This window comes from Paenibacillus alvei DSM 29 (assembly GCF_000293805.1).
GTDB lineage: Bacteria > Bacillota > Bacilli > Paenibacillales > Paenibacillaceae > Paenibacillus_B > Paenibacillus_B alvei.
In genome coordinates, this window is record NZ_AMBZ01000005.1 from 36,752 (window position 1) to 56,576 (window position 19,825).

General features: G+C 45.4%; 20 protein-coding genes. All 20 read right to left on the reverse strand.

Features of this window, described 5'->3' with window-relative positions:
- Positions 1–3: 3 nt before the first annotated feature.
- Positions 4–1,065 carry a 3-deoxy-7-phosphoheptulonate synthase gene (gene aroF / locus PAV_RS17065; RefSeq protein WP_005548423.1) on the reverse strand — a complete coding sequence of 354 codons (1,062 nt, stop codon included), beginning with the start codon at positions 1,063–1,065 and terminating at the stop codon, positions 4–6.
- A 257-nt stretch (positions 1,066–1,322) separates the two neighbouring features.
- Entirely contained in the window at positions 1,323–2,291 is a 969-nt protein-coding gene (locus PAV_RS17070; protein ID WP_005548426.1) for a DUF4179 domain-containing protein, read from the reverse strand.
- Between the two features lie 26 nt (positions 2,292–2,317).
- The gene (locus PAV_RS17075) at positions 2,318–3,055 is read right to left on the reverse strand and encodes a hypothetical protein (protein WP_005548428.1); all 738 of its coding nucleotides are present in this window, start codon (positions 3,053–3,055) and stop codon (positions 2,318–2,320) included.
- A 25-nt stretch (positions 3,056–3,080) separates the two neighbouring features.
- Positions 3,081–3,845 carry a hypothetical protein gene (locus tag PAV_RS17080; RefSeq protein WP_005548430.1) on the reverse strand — a complete coding sequence of 255 codons (765 nt, stop codon included), beginning with the start codon at positions 3,843–3,845 and terminating at the stop codon, positions 3,081–3,083.
- Positions 3,846–4,019: 174 nt separating this feature from the next.
- A complete protein-coding gene (locus tag PAV_RS17085) occupies positions 4,020–4,439 on the reverse strand; it encodes a BlaI/MecI/CopY family transcriptional regulator (RefSeq protein ID WP_005548433.1) in 420 nt (139 codons plus the stop codon).
- A gap of 304 nt (positions 4,440–4,743) precedes the next feature.
- Positions 4,744–5,508, reverse strand: coding sequence for a hypothetical protein (locus tag PAV_RS17090; RefSeq protein WP_005548436.1), 765 nt, complete (start codon positions 5,506–5,508; stop codon positions 4,744–4,746).
- A gap of 193 nt (positions 5,509–5,701) precedes the next feature.
- Positions 5,702–5,908, reverse strand: a complete 207-nt coding sequence (locus PAV_RS36255; protein ID WP_005548438.1) for a hypothetical protein — start codon at positions 5,906–5,908, stop codon at positions 5,702–5,704.
- Between the two features lie 53 nt (positions 5,909–5,961).
- Positions 5,962–6,483 (reverse strand): hypothetical protein, encoded by a 522-nt coding sequence (locus PAV_RS17095; protein WP_005548440.1) that lies wholly within the window; start codon positions 6,481–6,483, stop codon positions 5,962–5,964.
- A 198-nt stretch (positions 6,484–6,681) separates the two neighbouring features.
- The gene (locus tag PAV_RS17100) at positions 6,682–7,455 is read right to left on the reverse strand and encodes a hypothetical protein (protein ID WP_005548442.1); all 774 of its coding nucleotides are present in this window, start codon (positions 7,453–7,455) and stop codon (positions 6,682–6,684) included.
- Positions 7,456–7,930: 475 nt separating this feature from the next.
- Complete coding sequence (locus PAV_RS17105) at positions 7,931–8,881, reverse strand: 4-hydroxy-3-methylbut-2-enyl diphosphate reductase (protein ID WP_040736176.1); 951 nt, start codon at positions 8,879–8,881, stop codon at positions 7,931–7,933.
- Between the two features lie 81 nt (positions 8,882–8,962).
- Positions 8,963–10,432 carry a sensor histidine kinase gene (locus tag PAV_RS17110; protein WP_005548446.1) on the reverse strand — a complete coding sequence of 490 codons (1,470 nt, stop codon included), beginning with the start codon at positions 10,430–10,432 and terminating at the stop codon, positions 8,963–8,965.
- A gap of 4 nt (positions 10,433–10,436) precedes the next feature.
- The gene (locus tag PAV_RS17115) at positions 10,437–11,123 is read right to left on the reverse strand and encodes a response regulator transcription factor (RefSeq protein ID WP_040736178.1); all 687 of its coding nucleotides are present in this window, start codon (positions 11,121–11,123) and stop codon (positions 10,437–10,439) included.
- Between the two features lie 178 nt (positions 11,124–11,301).
- Positions 11,302–12,936 (reverse strand): S1C family serine protease, encoded by a 1,635-nt coding sequence (locus PAV_RS17120; RefSeq protein WP_005548450.1) that lies wholly within the window; start codon positions 12,934–12,936, stop codon positions 11,302–11,304.
- A gap of 283 nt (positions 12,937–13,219) precedes the next feature.
- On the reverse strand, positions 13,220–13,885 hold the full coding sequence (locus tag PAV_RS17125; protein ID WP_005548451.1) for a response regulator: 666 nt from the start codon (positions 13,883–13,885) through the stop codon (positions 13,220–13,222).
- A complete protein-coding gene (locus PAV_RS17130; protein WP_005548453.1) occupies positions 13,878–14,996 on the reverse strand; it encodes a HAMP domain-containing sensor histidine kinase in 1,119 nt (372 codons plus the stop codon). The genes PAV_RS17125 and PAV_RS17130 overlap by 8 nt, the downstream gene beginning before the upstream one ends.
- Before the next feature lie 7 nt (positions 14,997–15,003).
- The gene (gene liaF, locus PAV_RS17135; RefSeq protein ID WP_005548455.1) at positions 15,004–16,053 is read right to left on the reverse strand and encodes a cell wall-active antibiotics response protein LiaF; all 1,050 of its coding nucleotides are present in this window, start codon (positions 16,051–16,053) and stop codon (positions 15,004–15,006) included.
- A gap of 238 nt (positions 16,054–16,291) precedes the next feature.
- Positions 16,292–16,492, reverse strand: a complete 201-nt coding sequence (locus tag PAV_RS17140; protein WP_005548456.1) for a hypothetical protein — start codon at positions 16,490–16,492, stop codon at positions 16,292–16,294.
- A gap of 138 nt (positions 16,493–16,630) precedes the next feature.
- On the reverse strand, positions 16,631–17,278 hold the full coding sequence (locus PAV_RS37680) for a 3D domain-containing protein (protein ID WP_372515425.1): 648 nt from the start codon (positions 17,276–17,278) through the stop codon (positions 16,631–16,633).
- A gap of 288 nt (positions 17,279–17,566) precedes the next feature.
- Entirely contained in the window at positions 17,567–18,139 is a 573-nt protein-coding gene (locus PAV_RS17150) for a PadR family transcriptional regulator (RefSeq protein WP_005548459.1), read from the reverse strand.
- Between the two features lie 42 nt (positions 18,140–18,181).
- Positions 18,182–19,714 (reverse strand): MDR family MFS transporter, encoded by a 1,533-nt coding sequence (locus PAV_RS17155; protein ID WP_005548463.1) that lies wholly within the window; start codon positions 19,712–19,714, stop codon positions 18,182–18,184.
- Positions 19,715–19,825: the final 111 nt, after the last annotated feature.

Consider the following 19,825-nt stretch of genomic DNA (forward strand, 5'->3'; position numbering starts at 1 on the left):
CACTTATTTTTCCCATGTATGAAAAAAGGATTGCTCCATTTTCTTCGTATCAAACGACTTGCCGCACAATGGAGCAAGCTGCTCCAATTCACGCAGCAGGCCAGCGAATTGATCCGGGAAGAGAGACTGCACCCCATCGCCTGTCATCGAATTGTCTGGATCGGTATGCATTTCAATAATAAGACCATCCGCACCGGCAGCCACAGACGCCTTCGACATCGTCTCTACCAGCTCGCGTCGTCCTGTCGCATGGCTCGGATCCGCAATGACCGGCAAATGACTAAGCTGCTTCATAACCGGAATAGCTGTTAAATCAAACGTGTTCCGTGTATACGTCTCAAATGTGCGGATACCGCGCTCACACAGCATGACATTCGGATTGCCGCCAGCCAATATATATTCCGCGGCATTAAGCCACTCGTCATAGGTTGCGCTGAAGCCCCGCTTAAGCAGCACCGGCTTGCCGCACTCTCCAAGCTTGCGCAGCAGATCAAAGTTCTGCATATTCCGTGTGCCTACCTGCAAAATATCCGCATGCTCCGCACAAATATCCACATACTCTGGCGTCATCACTTCTGTAATGGTAAGAAGGCCGTGCTTCTCGCCCGCTTCCTTCATCATCTCAAGCCCTTCTACGCCAATGCCTTGGAAGCTGTATGGCCCAGTACGCGGCTTGAACGCTCCCCCACGCAGAATTTGCCCGCCTGCCGCCTTCACTAATCGCGCAATCTCATTAATTTGAGCAGGCGATTCAACCGCACACGGCCCTCCCATAACTACCAAATTGCCGCCGCCGATTTTCACGCCGCGTATTTCAATTACCGTATCCTCCGGGTGGAAGTCACGGCTTGCCAACTTGTATGATTTCGTAATTTTAACCACGTTCTCTACGCCCTTCATTTGTCTAAGATGTTCTGCCAGCTTCGGCTCCGCATGTCCAATAATCCCGATCACAGTATGAGCAGTGCCGCGGGATATATGAACCTGATTGCCTTGCCCTTCAATGATGCTGGCTATATTTGTAATCTGTTCTTCAGATGCCTCATTATTTACAATAACAATCATGATTGTACACCCTTTCTATGCGCAGTGCCAGTTAACCCCTTAAAGCAGAAATGCGTTTACCTACGACACTTTTCATTTCACTTTAATATTTTAATACTTTAATACATATAAGCTTTTATGCTTTTAACTATTAAAGAAACTATACAGAACAAACCACTGATCGTCAACCCTTTGTTACAATAATTTTCAGAAAAATAACAAAAGAAGCCCTGCATAACGCACGACTTCTTCTCATCCCTAAATTATTATTTCACGTCTTATGAGGTAACCGGAATCTTTATTTCTAGCGCTTTATGGTAATCCTTTATCATGTTTCGTTTTTTATCCTCCAAAGGCATCCCGTTCTTATTGACAAAAAGAGTATATGGCTTCACAATAATAAATTTTGTCGCAGAAGCCGATGGAGCATACAATATTTTTTCGTTATATTCCTTCTCTGGTTTTTTTGCGTATATGCTCAGCATGGATTGCTCCAATACTTTACCTTTATCGTCTACGATTTCATAATACATTTTGGATTGATGATACCCATTCGGTCGCTTCGTGCTGCTGCTTGGAATTTCTCCCTTGCTGTGAATTTGCAGCAATGTTGTTGCGTCAGTCATTCGCAAACTTGTTACCTCGTAATTGAATTTCTGCGTACTTTTCTTTGTATTCGGCTGTATGTTTATATCCCGTTTGGAGATGTTTTTCACTGGAATGACAAGAGACACCTCCGCTGCCTCAAATTTCGCATTAATCGTCAACTCAAATTCATTCGGAAGAATAGGCTCTCCCGTTTTCGGATCGATGGCATTTGTAAACTCAATCATGCACATATTATTCTCTTTTCCTTTTTCCACAGGAACCGAACTAGCCATCATCGATAGCTTGTCCACCTGAAGCGGCTGTCCGTTTACCAGATAGCTCTTACTAGCAAATAGCGGGTTTTCTTCGCCTTCGGACTTCAACACCATAACCAAGCGAAGACCGTCGAACATAAGCTCAGGCACGCTTAATGTAACTCCGTCTTTTGTTGCCTTAGCATCTTTCACTGTCGTCAAGCCTTTTTTGCTGGCTGCCTTTAACCCAGGGCCTCCCCACTTCTGAAACACACTTGATCCAGATGCCGCTGCACTTGCGGCAGGCAAATCAACGCTAGCCGCTCCTGCTCCTGTGCCCAATACAGCCGTCAAACACGTTACCGCTATCATCTTCTTCAATAATGATTGTTTATATGTACTCATTTCCACATTTCCTCCTTCATTCTTGATTATTTTCTGACAATCATCGATTCCGCAAGTGTAATTAAGTCTTCCTTCGTCATCGGGTTATCAGCGTTCGTATAAATATTGCAGCTCAACGCTTTGTCGACCCAAATTAGTTGGTTCTCTCCCGCTTTATTGCCACTGCCTTTTTTCGCAGGGTAATAAGTGTATTCTTTCTTGTTCGTCGCATGCTTCGTTCCCATATCATAAAAGTTCAACTTCACATAATTTTTATCATTTGCAAATTTGAGCGTCATCGATTCTGATTTATTCCAATTATATTTTTTCGAAAGCACCACTTTTCCTGATTTTTGCGCCTCTGCCCTCAAATTTGCCTTAAAATTCTGATCCAAATAAGGCAGAAATCCTGCCTCAACAAAGGCGTACTCTTCCGGCAGGTCTGTCGGTCGCTGCAATGCTGCTCCCTTTAATCCAGCGACTTTCTTCATATAGTCGTCATAATTTTGAAATTGTTGCTTTACATTCCCATACCAGAACACCTCCGGCCCTTTGGACTTCGTCTTTTTGTTATCTACGAATACGCAATAAGTACCGCCGTTTTTTTGTACCTCTTTATCCAATCTTGCCAGCTCTTCCTCCAAGACCTTTGATTCTCCCGTAGCGCCTTTCATTGTATAATCAATTGCGCTTTTTTTAGCCGCTGCCTCCACTGTAAAGTTCACGGAGCTGAATAGCAGCATACCGCACACCGCTGCAATTGCTAGTTTGGATGTCATTTTCATAAATATATTCTCCTCTCTTTCAGCCTCATCTATTAATTCTGACCATCGTTTCCGCAAGTTTGATCAAGTCTGCCTTCGTCAAAGTATTTCCTTCGTTGGTTATAATCCGAAATTGCCTGCCTTGTTCCGTCCATAGAAGTGTGTTTTGCTGCGGGCTATTCCGAAATTCTGGTTTTAACTTTTGCCTTTTCTCATCAGCAGTTTGATAATGATACCCTTTCTGGGCAGAGGATGCTTTCGAATCCCGTGCAATATATTCCAAAAGCAACTTATCTTCACCATTCTTATATTCCAAAACAAGTTGACCAGCTTCTGTCCACTCATATTTCTTCGACAACACAGCTGCACCTTTCTGCTTGGCCTCTTCTCGCAAATCGTTCTTGAATTGCGGACTGAATGGACATAAAAGTTCTGCTTTTGCAAAGGAATATCCTTCTGGCAGATTTGTAGGCTCTACTAATATGACTCCTTTTAAATCAGCAGCCTTCTTCAAATAATCCTCATAGGTTTCATAGGAAGGTGCGACATGCCCGGTGAAGATAACATCCGAACCCTGGCTTTTTGTCTTTTCATTGTCAATAAATATGCCATAAGACTCGCCTGGATTTTTCTCAATCAATTTATTTAGTCTTGCCAACTCATCTTCAAGAACCTTTGGCTCTCCCGAAGGGTCTCTCACGGTATAGTCTATTTCGCTTTTGGCTGGCGCAGCCTCCGCGGCATTGTTCATACAACTGAACATTAGCATTCCGCATATTGCTGCAATTGCTAGTTTCGACGTCATTTTCATAAAGACTATTTACCTCACTTTGTACTTTTTTCTTATGGAAGTTCTATTTTCATCTATATGAACAATTGAAAAACGAGATTTGTGACACGGATCGACTTTTTTATGTTATAAATCTAAAAAATCCCTCGAAATAAGACTGACGTTATCGCCGTCTTCTCCGAGGGATGTAGACCATTATAGATTATACGTGTTATTCTTTTTTGCTTTATCGTCATCACGGTTCTCATCAAATAACGATTTTAGATCCTCAATTTCCTGCGCATTTAGCTTTTTATCCTGTAAAAAGTTGGCCAGCATCGGCTTTAAAGCTCCGCCATACAACTTTTTCATAAAGGATTTGGTTTCGGATTGCAGATACTCCTGCTCGCTGATGAGTGGGTAATACAGATAGTTTCGTTTCGACCCCTTCTCCAGCTTTGCTCCGGCCGCTTCTTTCTGAACCAATCGGCTCAGGAGCGTCCGAGTCGTATTCGGGCTCCACTCCATCAAATCCGTCATTTGATTTACAACCTCACTGGAAGGACAATCCGGACGCGCCCACAATACGCGCATAATCTCCAGCTCAGCATCCGTAATAGGCGGTATTTTATTCATTCAAGAAACCTCCAAACTCAATCACTCAAGACCACGCATGTAGTTATACTCATGCTATAATTGTACTTTTATAATGTCAACCTCTTTTGTACAGAACGGGTTAGTTGCTGTTGCTGCAGGAATGATAATCAATAAAAAGAACCCATGCAATCCCGTTCCAAGGACTGCGTGGGCCTAATTTACAAAACCTAAGCTAATTGTTCAACCTATTATTTTTTACCGCTGCTTTCAAAATTTCGATTCTCTTTTTTAGACATATTTGATGAGGTGGAAATACTGTATTTGTAATCAACAGAAAATGTATTTATTTCTTAACCATCGTCTTTGCAAGCTTGATCAGGTCTTCCTTTGTCAGCGGATTCTCAGGATTGGTTGAAATCGAGAACCCTTTACCCTGTTCATACCAACTTAATGTGTTACTAATAAATTTTGAATCAAGTTTTGGATTTTCCTTTTTCACATCCGCAGCAATTTTGTAGGCAAATCCTTTTTCTTTCTTATCCATTTCTTCAATCCGATAACTCGAGAACTGTATATAATCCTTTCCGTTTACGAAACGTAACTGGATCATATTCGTATCCTTCCACTCAAGCTTCTTTGAATACACCTTTTTACCGAGCTTTTTAGCCTCAGACATTACGGCTGCCGCATACTCATTTGTATACGGCCCTACAACAATAACCCCGTCGTACGTATAGCTCTTCGACAGGTCAGCAGGCTTCTGTGGAGCCGGCTCTTTTATAACACGCAATAACTTCTCATAGTCCTCGTATCTCTCATATCGTGGATTAAAGTTGCCATAACCAAAAACCTCAAATCCCTTTGGCTGAAAACTGCTGTATATTAGATACATATCACACGGATTTTTTTCCAACAGTTTGTCAAGTTTAGCCTTCTCTGCTTGCTCCAACTTCTCGCCTTCACTTGCAGCCATTGGTTTCGTTGCTGCTGTCTTCAAGTTGATGCCGCTTATAGCATGATCTGACGCTGTGCCTGACATGAGGTGCATGGATCCGAACAATAGAATGCTGCATAGTGAAGCAATTGCTATTTTCATCTTCGTATTCATATAAAATCGCACCTTTCCTGTATTAGTATGTAATATCTACCATTTATATAACAATTTCAACCATTTGATTTGTGACATGACTTTCAATCGAAGAAACGCAAATACCCCCAGGTTAGACATGCTGATCCACGTCTTCCCTGAGGGTGTTCAATATCGGACTATCTTACGTTTCGTATCAATAACAGGAGGCTTCTTACTTTTTGACCATCGTTTTTGCCAACTTGATCATATCTTCCTTCGTCATTGGATTCTTTGGATTCGTATGAACGGAAAGCAACTTGCCGTGTTGGATCCAAACCAACGAATTTACTAGATATTTCTCGTCTACATATGGATTATCTTTTTTCATTTTTTCCGCGCTTGTATAGGTATACTCTTGACTAAAATTTTTCTTATCCACCGCATCAGGCTTCCTACTGCTTATTTTGATAAAATTGTCTCCATTTTTGAATTCTAATTTGGTTTCATTTGTGATTGTCCAGTTAAGCTTTTTAGAGTAAATCTGTTTTTTAATTTTTTCGCTTCTGCTTTCAATTGCGCAGAATAATCTGTGCTGTATGGTCCTATCATCTCTGCCTCGGAGAAGACATATCCCTTAGGCAAGTTAGCAGGTTGTTGCAGCGTTGCCTCCTTCAAACTGGCTGCTTTCTTCAGATAGTCTTCATATTTATTAAATTTCGGCCTGGTGTTGCCCATCATGTAGACTTCCACACTGCCTTTGACTTTTGTCAATTCTTTACTTACATACACAATATAGGTATCATCCGGATTTTTTTCAAGCAATTTGGTAATCCTATCCTGTTCTGCTTTCTCCAGCTTTTCACCTTCAGTCATGGTCTTTGGTTTAGCTGCTGCCGTCTTCAGCGTAATATCGCTTATCGAACGAGAAGATGCTGCCTCTGCTGCGAGATTCATCGAACCGATTAATAAAATCCCGCTTATTGTTGCGATTGCTATTTTCATCGTCATTTTCATTTCAAATTACTCCCTTCTTGTTTTAACGTGGAATAGTATCTATTTATATAACAATTTTCAGTATGCCATTTGTGACATCATTTTCAGTAGTCCATGAAACAAAAACAACCCTCAGATTAAGACATTCTCTCTACGTCTTCCCTGAGGGTCGTTTATATCAAAGTAACTACTGTTATTCACCGTAAAATGAAATCTTTTTTATTTTTTGACCATTGTCTTTGCAAGCTTGATCAGGTCTTCTTTTGTTAAGGGGTTTCCCGGATCCGTTTCAATCTTGAATTGTTTTCCTTTTTCAAACCAAATGAGCATATTTTTGGGGTCTTTCTCATACACTTTATTTTTCTTACTTAACTCCTCAGCAGTCTGATAGACGTAGCCTTTTTGATTTACAACCTCATTAGGATCCAGACGCATATAGCCTAATATTAGTTTATGCTCCCCATTCGCATACTCTAGTTCGATTCCTCTCGCGTGCACCCAGTTAATCTTTTTGGAGTAAACCTGCTTTCCAAGCTTTTTAGCTTCAGCCTTCATTTCAGCAAAATACTCCCCGCTATTTGGTCCCTTCATTGCTGCCTTTACAAATTCATATCCTTCCGGCAGATCTGCCGGTTGCTGCAGCACGCCGTCTTTTAAAGTAGACGCCTTCTTAAGATAGTCCTTATAACTGTCATATTTTGGCCAAACATTGCCCTTGAAGAACACCTCTATTCCTTTTGTTTTCGTTAATTCATTACTGACATATACCGCATACAGATCCTCTGGATTTTTAGCCAGCAACTTGTCAATTTTAGCAGTTTCTTCTTTTTCTAGCTTCTCCGCCTTACTTTCATTCTTCTTATTAGCAGCCGCTATCTTCATCATCATTTCGCTTGGAGCAAGAGACGGCGCAGCCAAAGCCGTAAAATGCACGGAACTTATAAATAAAATTCCACTAAGCGTCGCAATCGTCATTTTCATTGTCGTCTTCATATTGATAGTTCTCCTCTCTGTTTTTCATATCGCAGAGCTAATTTCCACTTTACCTACTTAACAACATAAAACTTTTGTTTGTGACATAAACTAAAAATTACTTTGTACAAAAAATAACCCCCAGAAAAACTGCTAACCTTTCACGGCTTCTCCGGGGATTGCTCGATATATTTCGTCAGATTGCGAAACCTTTCTTCGTGCGAATATGGGCATGTCCCCCTATGCATAACAATCTCCATAATCCATTTTGCGACAGACTTCTAGCAATTCCAGACATAAAAAACTCCCCCAAAGGAATACTTAGCATGTAAGTTCCTTTGAGGGAGCCGTGCTCATTTGCCATTACATGTTACACATGCAGACTTTATGATATGAAGTTACATTACTTTGGATCGAAGCCCGCTTCTGCAACGGGATTCACTGAGCCCCTGTTCTTCTATATTTCTACGTACCAGCTAGTCCCTTTGTTTCATCTTTACGATTTTGACTTCGTTCGAACAGGAGGAAGCAGCTTCTTCATATTCACGGTACGCTTCTTCTCCCATGTTTCCGGGTTCGCCTCGTCGAACTGCTCCAAATACGCAATGACTTCCTTCGTAATTGGCGTCGGCGTCGAAGCGCCGGAGGTTACACCGATCTTCTTAACGCCACGCAGCCATTCCACATCCAGCTCGGACAGATCGCCAATGCGGTATGCCTTCGTTCCGCCAATCTCCTCCGACACCTGAGCAAGACGATTCGAGTTATTGCTGCGAGGGTCGCCGACGACGATAACGAGATCGCATTCTCCCGCTTGTTCAGCAACTGCAGCTTGCCGAACCTGTGTCGCCATACAAATTTCGTTATGGATTTCGGCCGTCGGGAATTTCTCAACCAGCCGATTCATAATATGCTTAATATCCCACTGGCTCATCGTCGTCTGATTCGTAATAATAATTTTGTCTGTCGCCAATTGAAGCGTCGGAACTTCTTCTTCTCGTTCGATCAAGTGTACCTTGTCCGGTGCGACACCTATCGCCCCTTCAGGCTCCGGATGCCCTTTCTTCCCGATGTAAATAACCTCGTAGCCGTCGGCCGTCTTCTCTCGAATTAAATCATGAGTACGCGTTACATCCGGACAAGTAGCGTCGACCGTAGTAAGCCCCTTCTCGCGAGCCTTGCGTCGAACTTCTGGCGACACGCCATGTGCCGTGAAGATAATTGTCCCAGATTCCACCTGATCCAGTATTTCCATCCGGTTCGGGCCATCAAGCGTAATAATTCCTTCATCCTCAAATGCGTTTGTCACATGACTGTTATGCACAATCATGCCCAATATATAAATAGGCCGCGGCAAATCCAAATTGCGTGCTGTTTGCTGCGCAATGACCATTGCATCAACAACGCCATAGCAATAACCGCGCGGTGTTATTTTCTTTACTTCCACAAGTACACCTGCTTCCCTTCCAATCGCTTCGTTTGCTGGCAGAGCTGTGTCTACACCCGCTGCGAGCATCCGGCATCTCCATTATACCGGAATTTCCTCACTCGCGTCGACCGAGGTAAGCGGCAGCCAAATGATGAACGTCGTTCCTTCTCCAGGCTTCGTAACCACTTCTACAGAACCGCGATGCTCATCAATAATCCACTTTGCAATCGACAGACCGAGCCCTGTACCCGAAGTCACGCCGCGAGATACGTCTGCACGATAGAATCGTTCAAAAATATACGGAACTTCCTTCTGATTCATGCCCATGCCTGTATCCTGCACCTTCAAGCCAATCTGATCATCTTGTAAAATAGCATCAAGACGAACAAATCCGCTATCCGTGTATTTAAAGGCATTTTCGATAAATATAAACAGCATCTGCTGCAAATAATCTTTGTTTCCCCACACCACTCGATCCTCGATTGCCGAAATATCTCCAAGTATCCACTCTGCCTTGCGCGGCAGGAACTGCGCCCTGCGCACCACCTCTTCCACAAGCGGCTTCAATTCGAGTATGGACTTCTCCATCACATAGCCCGCATCCGCACGAGCCAAGGACAGCATATCATTGACGAGCCTGCTCATCCGGCGCGATTCATCAGAAATATCACTCAGCGCCTCCATGGACATCTGCTGCTTGTCAGCTTCCGTAAGGGCAAGAGAGCCTCCCTCCTGGAGCCACATCTTTGCAAGCAGATCCACATTTCCGCGTATCGTCGTCAGCGGTGTACGCAGCTCATGCGAGGCATCAGATACGAATCTGCGCTGAGCCCGATAGGCTTCGTCAAGCTCATTGTAAAAAGCCTCCATGCGCCCAAGCATACTGTTAATCCTGTCGGTCAATTGGCCAATCTCATCATCCGGCGGCCCTACACGCGGAATTCTCACGCTTAGATCCGCGCCTTTCTGAATCCGATCGGTCGCTCTAATGATGTTCCCAATCGGGCGAAGTGATTTCTGCGCCAGGAACAGCCCTAGCGAGAATGCCAGCACCACCGTAACCATGGAGGCCACAATCAGAATGCTCCGCAATTCACGCATAAATCTAGATTCATGTCCGGTATATGCAGCAACTTGCACCGCCCCGATAATTGAATCGTTATTCTCTAATCTAATCGGCTGTTCATATACGAGAAATTGAAGCGACTGCACCTCAACCTTGCGAATGCCTGCTTGAATCTGATTGACATTCGTCGGAACCGGCAGCTTCAAACCTAACGACTTCAAATTATCAGAACGAATAAGCTTGCCTGAACTGAAATTAATCGTTTGGAAGAACACTTCTTCATTGTTTAACCGATTGGATTTCTGAACATCCCAATTTAGCTGTGAACGTTCCCAGTCGATAGTCGGGTAGATGTACAATTGATCCATTTGATTCGTAATACGCGCCTTAACATCCCGATAAAGGTTGTAATCGACAAATGTATAAATCGCGATGCCGAACAAAAACAAGGTAAAGGCAAGCAACGCTGAATACCAAACTGTAAGCCGCAATCGAATCGACATTGATTTAGCTGTCCCCTCTCAATACATAGCCCGTCCCGCGAATCGTTAGTATGATGCGTTTGCCTCCATGCTCTTCCGTCTTCTGGCGAAGCATTGCAATGTATACTTCCAGTACATTGGATTCACCGCTGTAGTCGTATCCCCATATTTTCTCCATAATCATATCACGCGGCAGCACCCGCTTCGGATTTTGCATGAACAGATGGAGCAATTCGAATTCCTTCGCTGTCAGCTCGATTGCCTTGCCGTCCCGCTGCACCTCGCGTGTATGCAAGTCGAGCACAACATCCTCGAACGTCAATCGATGCGATCCACCCTCATTGTCACTGCGACGCCTCAGCAAGGCACGTACACGCGCAAGAAGCTCTTCAAGCGCAAAGGGCTTCACCAAGTAATCATCCGCCCCATTATCCAATCCCTTCACGCGATCCTGCACTTCATCCTTAGCCGTCAACATAAGTACAGGCACTGAGCTGCCGCCTTCACGCATACGACGGCATACTTCCCAACCATCGACTTCCGGCATCATAACATCCAAAATAACCATATCCGGTTCATGCAGCATCATATCCCGAAGTCCTTCTGCTCCATTCGAAGCCGTTCGCACCTCGAAGCCTTCAAATACTAACCCTCTTCGAAGCATCGAGGTAATTTTCTCATCATCATCAATGACCAATATCGTCGATCGCATCATTCTCAACTCCTAATTCCTATTTTCATCAAATATTGCAAATCATTTTCCATTCTTCCAATTAAAGCGAAAAGGAAGCCAGTAATCGCCGTAGCCATTCTGTGCTTCCTATCCTTATACTTTAAGGGGATGCGCCCTTCATGTGTCATTGTTCATGTCGAGACGCACTCCCTTCCCCTTATTGCTGTAATTGTTTTGCAAATTTATTCTTATCGCCAATCTTCACACTTACATCAATGGACTTGCCATTGCGTACAACTTGAAGCTTAGCCGTATCTCCAACCTTTTTCTTACTAATTTGCTCAATTAGCTCTTCCTTGGTTGTAAATTTAGCGCCATCCATGCCAGTAATGATATCGTAAGCACGCAGGTCTGCCTCATATGCAGGCGAGCCGAACAACACTTCACTTACGAGAGAACCTTTAATCAAATTCATACCCAATCGATCTGCAATATCATCTGTCATCGTAATCAATGTTGCGCCGATAAATGGAAGAGGCTCCTTTGGAATCTCGCGCTTGTTCTTCAAGTCTTCCACAACTTTGCTGATTACATTGGATGGAATGGCAAAGCCAATTCCTTGCGCTTGACGGCTTACCGCCACATTCATGCCGATAACTTCACCTTGCATATTCAACAGCGGTCCTCCAGAGTTACCTGGATTAATGGATGCATCCGTCTGAAGCAAGTGCTGGTATTCACGCGCGCTGCCGTTATCGTCAACATTGATTTTGCGTTCACGCGCACTCAGAACACCAACGGTTACCGTATGATCAAATCCGGACGGGTTGCCAATCGCAACGAGCCAGTCTCCAATTTGCGTTGCATCGGAATTGCCAAGGCTAACGGTCGGAAGATCGCCATTGCTTTTAATTTTCAATACAGCCAAGTCCAAATCCTTGCTCTGCCCCAGCAATTCCGCCTTAAGCGGCTCCTTGCTCCCTTCAACCTGTACTTGAATGGTCTCCGCACCTTCAATAACGTGCTGATTCGTCAAAATATATCCCTCTTTATCGAAAATGAATCCTGTACCGATTCCAAGAGGCTGAAGCTTCGGCTTCACATCTTGACGGGAATTGTCATTGCCGTAGCTGTCTCCAAAGAATTGGCGGAAGAACGGATCGTTCATCCATGGGTTGTTGCCCCCGCTCTGGCCGCTTGTAGTAGCAAATGTTTCAATCTTCACTACAGCTGGACTCGCCTTCTTAAATACGTCGGCCACACTGTTCGAGCCGTTAGGCAGCGTAGTTCCCGGACCATTCGTTTGGACTGCATTCGCTGCGCTGCTTCCCGCTCCTTCACCAGCAAGCGCGGTGCCGCCCGTGAACAGATTCGCCTTGTCAGCTGTAACCATAAGTGCCGTTATAACTAAGGCCCCTGCCATGAAGGAGGCGAACATAGCCTTAAACGATGTTCCACCCTTGCGCTTTGACTCCTTGAAGTTCCAACCACCTTGCGGCGGAGCGGATTGTCCTCCGCCATCTCCACGATTCGGAGCGGCAACACCGTTAGCTTGAGCCGATCCTTGTTGTGTAACACTGGAGAACGGCAGGGGCTTCACCGGATTTGGCGGTGTAACCTGCACATCATTCATGCGGCCAGCCGGATCTATTGATGTTGTAGTTCGCGAAGGCTCTTCTTGCTTTACCGATTGATAAGGGCCGTAGGCGTAATAATAACGTTCATTGTGCTCACCATGCTCCTGAGCTTCGTCCAGACGTCCCTCGCGCTCTTGTCGAGCGTTGTCGTCTAATTCAGATGTATGAGAATCCTTGTCGGATGCACGAAATAAATTGCGTTTTTGTTCGTCCATTTTGCCTACCTCCTAAGTTAACTCGTATCGATGAAGTTTCATAATGATATGTTTATATAATGGATGATAAACCTTAATCCTAGCTTAAAATCATTATAAAACACCATAAAAGATAATACGACTAAAGTTCGACAAAAAACAGGCCATTCGGCCTGTTTTGCAACTCCTGCTGCTCTATAGAATAAAAACTGGAAATTGGACGAGCAGACGCACACATTTGACATATCCATCAACTAGAAGCTGTTCATTCGTACCATTGCATCTATGAATAGGATAGACGAATTTATCCGCTTTTAACCCACCCTTTGCGGTGCGCGAACACAGCAAGCTGAGTACGATCCTGAAGCTCGCATTTCATGAGGAGATTCGATACATGCGTCTTAACGGTCTTAATGCTGATATGGAGCTCATCTGCGATATCCTTGTTCGTCTTGCCGTCAGCAATAAGCAGAAGCACTTCTTTTTCCCGTTCAGTCAGTCCCTCGTCATCCGGCTGAGCTGCGCGCTTGCGCAAGCCTCGAGTTAATGCCTGAGATACTTCACCGCTCATAACGGGTCTGCCCTGCAGCGCGCCACGGATCGCATATACCAGTTCTTCAGCCGACACGGTTTTGAGCACGTAGCTCACCGCCCCTGCTTGAATCGCCTCTACAACCTGATCATCCTCCATGAAGCTGGTAAGCATCACAATTCTCAAGTCCGGATATTGTGCAATAAGCTCTCTCGTTGTGTCCACACCATTCATATCCGGCATCATCAAATCCATTAGCAGCAAGTCTGGGAGCGGCTCATTGTTATTGCCCATCGCCTGAATCGCAGCTATTGCCTCTCTCCCTCCACTTGCTTCACCAACGACCTCAATTTCCGGATCGAGCATTAAGTAGGTTTGCAATCCTAGCCGTACCATTTCATGGTCATCTACGAGAAATACCGTTGTCCGATCACTCATCCGAATCCTCTCCCGTTCTTTCGCCGCTGTTCGTACGCCCTTCATCTGAAGTGCTGCTATCAGCTAACCGTTCTTTCGTCTCCTCAAATCTAGGGATGTGCACACGAATCGTCGTCCCTGCACCGGGGCGGCTAATCAGATCCATATGACCTCCCAGCTTATCCACACGCTCGCGCATTGTCGTCAATCCATAACTTCCAGCCTTAAATGATGCCCCCTGCAGATCGAATCCTTGACCATCATCCGCGACAGCAAGAATGATTTGATTCGGCGTTTCCTGCAGCGTCAAGGTAACCTTCCTCGCCTTGGCATGCTTGACGACATTCGCCATTGCCTCTTGTATCATAAGGAAGCATTGATGTTCCTTTGCCTCCGACAGTCCGCTATTCAGCTCAATATCAATTTTACCCTGCAATCCATTCTGTCTGCAATAATCTGGGAACCAGCGTTCCAACGCTTCCTGCAGCGTCTTTCCGTCGAGCTCCAGAGGCCGCAGCTGTGCGATTAATCCGCGCATTTGACGCTGTGCGGTATGGGACATTTCGACAAGATGACCGACCACCTTCTTCGCTCGCTCCAGATCCATGTCCATCACCTTCGTCAAGGACGAGGAGGCCATATGAAGCGCGAACAGCTGCTGGCTGACTGTATCATGCAAATCCCTAGCGAGCCGTCTCCGCTCTTCCAGCACGACAGCCTCACATTCCCGCTCCCGATCCATCACTTGCTGCTCGGACATTTTTTGCAACAGCCGAAGCTTCTGCTCCATCCCGCTTACCATCGTATTAAAATCCTCATATAAGCGCGCGAATGACTCCTCATCACCGAGCGGAATCCGCTCCGACCAATTCCCCTTCATTACCTGCATCATGCTCTCATGCAGCACATCGAGGCGGCGCTGAAGGCGCACGCCTGCGACATAGCCCATAATAACCGATACTATAATGACGGTAATGATGCCGAACAGCCACCAGTTCATACCCGTGTACCAGGATCCGCCATAGACAAACCCAATCCAGAACACGCTCATGATAATGCAGCCAGAAATCACAAAGGTGAGAAGCAGTTCCCACTTTACACTTTTCGTGCGGCGAAACCACCGTGACACCATGATTGCATTACCCCACTTTCATGACTTTGACATCTCCAATGAAGGTACTGACGGTAATCCGCACCTTCTTGCCCGCTTCATAAAAGTAGGGCGTCTCCACTTGCAGGTTGTTCATGAATCCTTCCTTCTCTTGATTGAACACTCTTACATCACCAAGGAAGGATCTTGAATTCACGATCACGCCAAGATCCATATCATTCGGTACATACACCTTCACATCTCCGATAAAGGAGGAGATATTGATCTTTGTATCGCCATATGGAACCTGCGCCTTCGTCAAGTCGATGACGGTATCTCCAATAAAATGCGAGATGTTCATCGGCTTCAATTCCCAATAGTCACTGCCAAGATGAATATCACCGATAAATCCCCCCTTGTTCATCGTACCGCCCCTCGATCCATCTCCCATCGGAGGTGGTGGCGGAGGTGGAGGTGGAACCGAGCCTGCATACTTAAAGGGATCATAATCCGACGACCGATCTTGGCTTTGGCTGAAGTCGTCTTGTTGACGCTTGCCCCCATCCCATTTCTGTCCTGAGCCATCTTCATTATATCCGGGAGGCATGCCCGACACCCCGTCTTGCTTGAAGTGCTTGTTAAAAGTTTGATCAAAATCATCATCAAGCGGGCGAGGCTCGCGATACGATCTGTCAGTTTGCGAGCCCTGTTCATGCCAATGTCCTTCATCCCAGCGATTGCGGTCTCGACGATCCCGATATTTATCTCTATGCCGATCCTTCCGTGGACGGATCAACATGCCTACTCCAATCATAATGAGGATGAACGGAACGAGCAGTCTCATATCTGATCCTACAGACGTCGTCAAGATACCTAAGGTTGATAACTGGAAGTATCCACCGATTCCCAATAGAATAAGCCCCCATAATGCTCCGTGAATTAAGGCATTAAATCCTATTAATATGAGAATAACTGGCCAGAAGGTTCGTATTAGCTCACTCAAATCCATATCAATATATCCAAGCTGGTTAAGCATAAAAAAAGCACCGATAGCAATCAGAAACAATCCGCCCGACCATCTACCACGCTGATTATTCATTAGGTTCCCTCCATTTCCATACACATGTCATTAATTATGTACTCATTGTAAGGGATACCATGTCCAACTACCAGCGCCGGAGGAAGGAAGTTCGCCTCAGTCTCAAGACCGAGGGACTGGAAGTGAATTACTATTTTGTCCTCTTGATTCCCGGGTCAAATGAAAATGGCTGCCTCAAGGGCAGCCATTCAATCCAATGCCAGGCCGAGTCTGTCACTTGCCAATGCATCTTGGTGTATTATTTTTGGTCAGCTTCCTGCACCTTTTGCACGATGCCTTTTTGTGCTCCTGTTACACCAGCAGCGCCTACAGCGCCAGCTGTACCTGCAGCCTCTTGACCGAATTCTGTATCAGCAGCAGTATTTTCTGCTGCGAATTCAGTAGAAGTATACTTTGAGTTCGCTGGGTGCATACGGTTCGCTTTGTTGTTCTTCACCATCACTATTCACCTCCTGCATCCCCGCTAATGGCGGGTCATGTTCAGAAACATTGCGTTTCTACAGGAGATATTATGCTTAGTGCGGCATTCGATTATTCGGGTTCAACAGCTCGCATTCCAGCAACGAATAAGCCTCAATTACAGCATCGAGCCCGGAATTCCTTTATTTTTAAACACCGCAGCGTTCAATTCATCGAGCATCTGCTCCGATACTTTTCCATTTCCGCGTTTAATTAGCTTGATTTCCACTTCTTTTTTCCCCCATTGCCCGTATACCTGCTTCGTTGTATGGAAGAATAAATCAAGCTTCTTACCTTTAATTTTAGAGCCAATATCCGATACAACACCGTACCCATATCCCGGAATATACAGGATGCTTCCTAACGGAAAAACAGACAAATCAGCCGCAATCGTGGAGACATAATCACGACGCACCTTAACACCCGAATAGGTAACCCCATACTCCGGATGCCCCGGCTCCTTGCCGGTTGATTCTGCTCCTGCTGTATAGCCAGTAGCCACTACCTTCATTGACCGAATCACATGCTCCTTCTGGGGAGCGAGCTCAGCAGCCGTAAATGTAAGCTTGGCCGCCGCAACCGCAACATTAGGGCTTTCCTGTCCTTCTTTTGCCTTTTGCCCTTTAGCCGTTGGCAAAGGCTGCACATACACGAGTGGCAGCGCTTCATTTACAGCACTCGAGGTCCAGGTCAATTTCTTCGATTGCACCTGTAAGGAAGCATGCTTGATCCACGATGCTTGTGTCAAAGCTCCATGTTGATACATACCTGTTTCCGTCAACCATGCATGGGCAGAGACTGGAGATAGGAGCAAACCTGCTGCTGCACACAACACTGCTCCAGCAATTCCTAACGACAACCTTGCGAATACGATAGCGCGCTTATCCGATCTTGATGTCATGTTTCCCTTCCGTTCCGAACTTATAGTCGATATTGTAAACATATGGTTACCCCTCCCTTAGTGGGAAGGATGTCCTGCTCAGTTCCCTTTTATTCATATTCAACAAAAAAGAACATCCCCGACAGATCGAGATATTCTTTCGACAGCTTTCCTCTAATGCAGCTTCTGGACGGGCAAAGCTTCTCCAACGCTGCCCAATTGGCCAGCCTGCGCATCTTCGTACAGGCTTTTCAACCAATTCAGTTCCGTTACTGTATATTTATAGCCTCCGTACAGCATATAAAGAACAGAACGAGGAGCGTATGAGATATGCTCTTCATACAAGGCCCACATTCGTTCCGCTTCCTGCTCATAGTAAGAAATGCGATTCTCAATAATCTCCATAACTATTGCCTGATCCGCATACTTCACAAAGGACAGCGCCGCATAAAAAGGATGATTCAAATGAGGCAACTTTTTCATTTCTTCGATGAGCAGTCCTTTAAGCTCTCGCTTTCCCTTTTCCGTAATGCGATAAATCGTCTTATCCGGGCGAGAACCGCCGCTCACGAACTCGGCTTTTTCTATAAACTCGCCTTTGTTTAACTGGTCAATCGCGTAATACAATGACCCGTATTGAATTTTCATATAATTATGCATTTCGCGTTCTTTCATAGCCTGACTCATCTCATAAGGATGGCGATCTTGCTCCATAAGCAAACCAAGTATGGCCAGCTTCATCGACATGCATTTCACCTCTTCCTTCATGAAACGACAGCCCTTTCGCAATCATGCAGGTTCTCCTCCCTGCTCAGCGGCTGCCGCACGCCCATGAGAGTGTTTAGTCATCATTGTAACACGTCCCATTAGCAAAATGAACAACAGCGAAAGCACCGCAAATGGAATAGACCAGACAAACGCTTGGGCAATGGAATCAGACAGCCCACTAGTCAGTTGCTTCAAAATCGGCTCTGGAATGGATGACCGCACTTGTTCCTGCAATAGAATTTGAGGATTGCCAAGCTGTTCCACAAGCTTCGGATCAGTCAACACATCGCTGAATCGATCCCGTAAATAGGAGGTCTGAATACTTCCTAAAATACTAATCCCCAGTGTGTTGCCAAGCGTTTGAAAGAACCGCACTAGCGAATTAACCGTGCCCCGCTGCTGATAATCCACCTTATATTGTGCCGCGAGCGAAGTGACAGGGAAGGAAGCACCTATCCCAAAGCCCATCATGATCATATAGACAACCATTGTAGACATGGAGGTGTCAGGCGTTACCTGTGATAACAGCACAACAGACAGCAGCAGCAATATTCCCGATATTAGCATAATGTTGCGGAAAGACATTCTTCTTAACAGAAATCCTGCTGTAACTGTACTGCATACGAGTGCTAGCATCATCGGCGTGAGTACCGTACTGGCATTCGTTGCGGAGCCGCCCGCAACTCCCTGAATGAATAAAGGAATGAAAGTTGCTCCTGCCATCAACAGCATTCCAATGAGCATTCCTGCCCCCATGCTTGCGGTAAACAACTTATTCTTGAACAAGCCAAGCGGGACGACTGGCTCTGCCACCTTCATCTCGACAATGATAAACAGAACAAGCATGATGAGCGCCCCTGCAAATAACGCTATGATCGTTGGAGAAAACCATGCATAATCCTTGCCGCCCATTTCCAACCCGAACATGAAACACAATATCGCAACAACCAGCGTAAATGTGCCCATCCAATCAATCCGCTGCTTCTGGAAGCAAAGTGTCTCCCGATAGCCGACCATAACAAGAAGAAGGGCAATCAGTCCTAACGGAAGATTCACGTAGAAAATCCAGCGCCAGTGCAAGTGGTCGGAAAAAAATGCTCCTGCCATGGGCCCAAACACACTGGACAGGCCGAACACTGCCCCAAACATCCCTGTCATCTTTGCTCGTTTCCCCTCTGGAAATATATCGAACAGAATCGTAAATACAACCGGCATAAGCGCTCCGCCGCCAACGCCTTGAATTGCGCGAAACCAAATCAATTCGTTCATCGAACCTGCCAATCCACATAATGCCGAACCTAACATAAATAAGGCGATCCCCATTAGAAAAAAACGCTTGCGCCCGAACATATCGGATAATTTGCCGAACAGCGGCATACTCGCCACGCTCGCAATCAGATAAGCCGAGAACAACCACACGTATTGTTCGAAGCCGCCAAGCTTTGCAACAATCGTCGGCACGGCTGTCGATAATATCGTCTGATCCAACGATACGATCAACAGCCCAAGCAGAAGACCAATAACCGTTATGCGAGCACGAGTAGAAGCGCTCATTTTAACCACCCCTATATTCTAATTTGAATATTGTGAACACAAGTTCATTATATTCAAATTAGAATATAAAGCAATCTTTTTCTCGCTATTTTGGAAATTTGTAATCGAGTT

Bases quoted from the DNA above. Each gene is read 5' to 3' on its own strand.
- PAV_RS17100 (WP_005548442.1), bottom strand. From the start codon at position 7,455: ATGAAGACGACAATGAAAATGACGATTGCGACGCTTAGTGGAATTTTA.
- PAV_RS17155 (WP_005548463.1), bottom strand. From the start codon at position 19,714: ATGAGCGCTTCTACTCGTGCTCGCATAACGGTTATTGGTCTTCTGCTT.
- PAV_RS17090 (WP_005548436.1), bottom strand. From the start codon at position 5,508: ATGAATACGAAGATGAAAATAGCAATTGCTTCACTATGCAGCATTCTA.
- PAV_RS17080 (WP_005548430.1), bottom strand. From the start codon at position 3,845: ATGAAAATGACGTCGAAACTAGCAATTGCAGCAATATGCGGAATGCTA.
- PAV_RS17130 (WP_005548453.1), bottom strand. From the start codon at position 14,996: ATGGTGTCACGGTGGTTTCGCCGCACGAAAAGTGTAAAGTGGGAACTG.
- PAV_RS17110 (WP_005548446.1), bottom strand. From the start codon at position 10,432: ATGTCGATTCGATTGCGGCTTACAGTTTGGTATTCAGCGTTGCTTGCC.
- PAV_RS17095 (WP_005548440.1), bottom strand. From the start codon at position 6,483: ATGAAAATGACGATGAAAATAGCAATCGCAACAATAAGCGGGATTTTA.
- aroF (WP_005548423.1), bottom strand. From the start codon at position 1,065: ATGATTGTTATTGTAAATAATGAGGCATCTGAAGAACAGATTACAAAT.
- liaF (WP_005548455.1), bottom strand. From the start codon at position 16,053: ATGAATAATCAGCGTGGTAGATGGTCGGGCGGATTGTTTCTGATTGCT.
- PAV_RS17085 (WP_005548433.1), bottom strand. From the start codon at position 4,439: ATGAATAAAATACCGCCTATTACGGATGCTGAGCTGGAGATTATGCGC.
- PAV_RS17150 (WP_005548459.1), bottom strand. From the start codon at position 18,139: ATGTCGATGAAGCTGGCCATACTTGGTTTGCTTATGGAGCAAGATCGC.
- PAV_RS37680 (WP_372515425.1), bottom strand. From the start codon at position 17,278: ATGTATCAACATGGAGCTTTGACACAAGCATCGTGGATCAAGCATGCT.
- PAV_RS17115 (WP_040736178.1), bottom strand. From the start codon at position 11,123: ATGCGATCGACGATATTGGTCATTGATGATGATGAGAAAATTACCTCG.
- PAV_RS17140 (WP_005548456.1), bottom strand. From the start codon at position 16,492: ATGGTGAAGAACAACAAAGCGAACCGTATGCACCCAGCGAACTCAAAG.
- PAV_RS17075 (WP_005548428.1), bottom strand. From the start codon at position 3,055: ATGAAAATGACATCCAAACTAGCAATTGCAGCGGTGTGCGGTATGCTG.
- PAV_RS17120 (WP_005548450.1), bottom strand. From the start codon at position 12,936: ATGGACGAACAAAAACGCAATTTATTTCGTGCATCCGACAAGGATTCT.
- PAV_RS17125 (WP_005548451.1), bottom strand. From the start codon at position 13,885: ATGAGTGATCGGACAACGGTATTTCTCGTAGATGACCATGAAATGGTA.
- PAV_RS17070 (WP_005548426.1), bottom strand. From the start codon at position 2,291: ATGAGTACATATAAACAATCATTATTGAAGAAGATGATAGCGGTAACG.